The following is a 3078-nucleotide window of genomic DNA, read 5'->3' on the forward strand; positions in this document are numbered from 1 at the left end:
ATGGCTGGTTCTCCAGTGCCTTTTCATGTGCGCAGTAGTAAACTACCTTGTAGCCCTGTGACTTTGCAAGTGAAGTGTATGGCGAATATGCCGAAGCTGCGTCGATATTCTTGTTGAGAAGAGCTGCATAAGCGTCCTTCTGGCTGTCAAAGTAAACGATATTTACCTTGTCCTTGCCCTCGCCTATCTCAATATGTGCATTCTTCAGAAGTATCTGGAGCTCTGCGTCCTGAACGCTGTTCTTTACGGAAGCAACATTTCTGCCCTTTAATACTTCTACGCCAAGTTCGTCCTTGTCAGCGAACTGTGACTTGATAACATAGCCGTGACCGTTTGTCATTGCACCGCCGAATATTGAAACGTCATGTCCCTGACTCTGGAATGTAAGTGTAGGAACTGAACCGATGAATGCAACGTCAAGCTTGTCGGACTCAAGTCCGTTTACCAGCTCAGCAGCACTGGAGAACTGTGTAAGTGTAACTTTAAGTCCCTCTTCCTTGAAGTAGCCCTCCTCCTGTGCAACGAATGCGAGCAGATGAGCTGTAGAGTTGAGGTAGCCGATGTTGATGTCGGTCTTTTCGGGCTTTCCGAGAACTGCCTCTGCACTGTCGCCGCAGCAGTCCTTTGTTTCTTCGGCAGCTGATGCATCAGGCTGAACAGCTGTCTTTGCCTCTGTGTTTGTCTCAGAGCTCTGAGAGTTGTTATTGAATGCACCGCAGCCTGTAAGTAAGGAAAGAGCTGCAAGTGCGGAAACGATCTTAAACTTATTCATATTTATCACCTTTCAAATCTTAAATTCAAATCAAACTTATTTTATACACGAATACATCAGCAACATCGCATTCGCTCCGAATTGGTGATAGTTCTGTAATTTTTCATGTTCTTTTCACTCCTTGTTTTTGTTTGCATACTAATCATATCATACCTATAGGAATTTGTCCAATACAAATGGACTATTGTTTTCTATAGGCAATACCTATAGCCGAACAGCAAAAGGCTCTCAGTAAAAACTGAGAGCCTTGCGTTATACTGGCAGTTCGCACTTATTAATATTTTTGATAGAATTCCTTTGTAAGCTCATCGAGGTATTCAACGTCATCAGTTACGATTTCATTGAACTTTTTGTTCCATTCTTCTTCCGAGCATTTTTCACCGTTGATGGAATAGCTGATATTTTGATCTTCGACAACCATTTTGAATTCGTATAAAAGAGTAATACTGCCGTCATCGTTCAGCTTGTATATCTGATGTTTGTCAAAATCTTCAAGACATTGCGATATGATGATACCGTCCTTATTATTGAAGTGTGTCTGTATAAGCTTTGAACTGATTTCCAGTTTTTGATATTTTCCGTTTTGTAATGAATAAAGTTCGGAAACATTTGGAAATGGAGACTCGGGATCGTCTGTGTGGTACTGTATAAACAGCTCGGGAATATTATCGCCGTTGATGTCGTATTCGCAATAAAAAGCGTCAGTTATGTTGTCATCGGCATTGTCGATGAATTCGTCCATGCACTGACCGATAAGATCTGCGTGAGCATCGCCGTATTTCAAGCCGTCAGCAGTCTCACCGTAAGCGGTATTGCAGTTTGAGAGCTTGTCAGCAAGAGCCTGGGCAGTTTCAGCATCAAAGTTGCCTGTTATCATGAATCTACCGTTAAGTATAGAGCTGTTGACTGTAGGTGCAGAAACACATTCACCGTCTACCCATATGGATATGGGAGTACCTGTGCCTGCAAGTTCGGCGGTGACCTGAGAGAATATATCAGCTCCCTCTTGGTCAAGCTCACCGTTGATCACATATTGTCCGTCACCGTTTGCGTCGGGCATATAACTCATTGAAGCCTTTTTAATACTCTTTCCCGTTAGTACAACAGGACTTTCGGGACTGTCACCCTTGCGGAAGAAAACTTCATGCTGTTCGATGACATCACCTGGCAGAGAAGTCGGTTCTTCGGTAACAGTAGTTGATTCTACATCAGAACCGTTGATACCGCCGTTTCTGTGCAAAAGAGCTGCACCGCCTGCGATACCGCCTACAATAACTGCACAAGCTGCAACGGAAGCAAATATCTTCCACATGGTACGCGGACGATAAGGCTCAGAACCGCTTACGGTATCCTCGTTATGGTCAGTAATGTCATTATTTCTTATATTGAACTTTCTTTTGCTCATTTCCAGTATTTTTTTCTTGTCATCGCTGCTTACAGGAGCGACTTTTTCGGAAAGAGACTCTAATTCGCTGAGTTCGGCATTTTCGATGATACCGAAATCCACTTCTTTGTTGTTGTCTTTCATAATTCTGCCTCCTTCAAAGATATATCGAGTTCAGTCAGCTTATCTTTAAGCCGTCTTATGGCTCTTGAGCATCTTACCCTGACAGCGGCAGGTTCAAGGGAAACAGTTTCTGCGATTTCCTTTGAGTTCAAGCCGTAGTAGTATTTCTGTATAATGATAGTTGAATCGGGTTCTCCAAGCTCATCCACCAACCGCAGGAGAGTCCTGCGAAGCTCCGAACGTTCGGCATTATTGGCAATATCGGTATCATCGCGGACATTATCCGCATCACCCTCTTCCAGCGAGACAGTCCTGCCGCTTTTAGATGTAAGGCTGTGGAACATATTTATGGATTTCCTTATTGCAACTGTGCTTATGAAGCCTTTTATACTTTCGTTCTGTCCTGAGTTTTTAGCGAAGTAAGTGAATATATCCGCGAAAACATCGCTGACACATTCTTCGATATCTTCCTTTGTCGCGCAGCTTCTCAGCTTGTTGAAAACGATAGTATAAACGTAGTTGAAATACTCGTCGAACAGCGTGTTCTGAGCTTCCTGCGGAGATTTTTTGAATAGTTTTTGATAATCCTTATCTGTCATGGCAGATCCCCCTTTATGTGAAAAGTAGTTATGCGCATTTCCGCTTTCATAATATATACTCAAAGTGAAAAGACAAAGTGCAACAAAAAATATTCTACCACATAAATAAAAATAAATCAATCCTGTAGGGACGAACATTGACCGTCCGCATATTGATCTGATGCAAACATAAAAAAGGCGCACGATCGTGCGCCTTCTCT

The 3078-nt window shown here is 42.8% G+C and carries 3 protein-coding genes; all 3 read right to left on the reverse strand.

Going from position 1 to position 3078, the window contains the following annotated elements:
- On the reverse strand, positions 1 to 772 hold a 772-nt coding region (locus QZZ41_RS00325), incomplete at its 3' end, for an ABC transporter substrate-binding protein (protein ID WP_295066603.1).
- A gap of 274 nt (positions 773 to 1046) precedes the next feature.
- Entirely contained in the window at positions 1047 to 2300 is a 1254-nt protein-coding gene (locus QZZ41_RS00330) for a hypothetical protein (protein WP_295066605.1), read from the reverse strand.
- Positions 2297 to 2878, reverse strand: coding sequence for a sigma-70 family RNA polymerase sigma factor (locus QZZ41_RS00335; protein ID WP_295066607.1), 582 nt, complete (start codon positions 2876 to 2878; stop codon positions 2297 to 2299). The genes QZZ41_RS00330 and QZZ41_RS00335 overlap by 4 nt, the downstream gene beginning before the upstream one ends.
- Between the last annotated feature and the right edge of the window lie 200 nt (positions 2879 to 3078).

It is taken from the genome of Ruminococcus sp. (genome assembly GCF_016283395.1).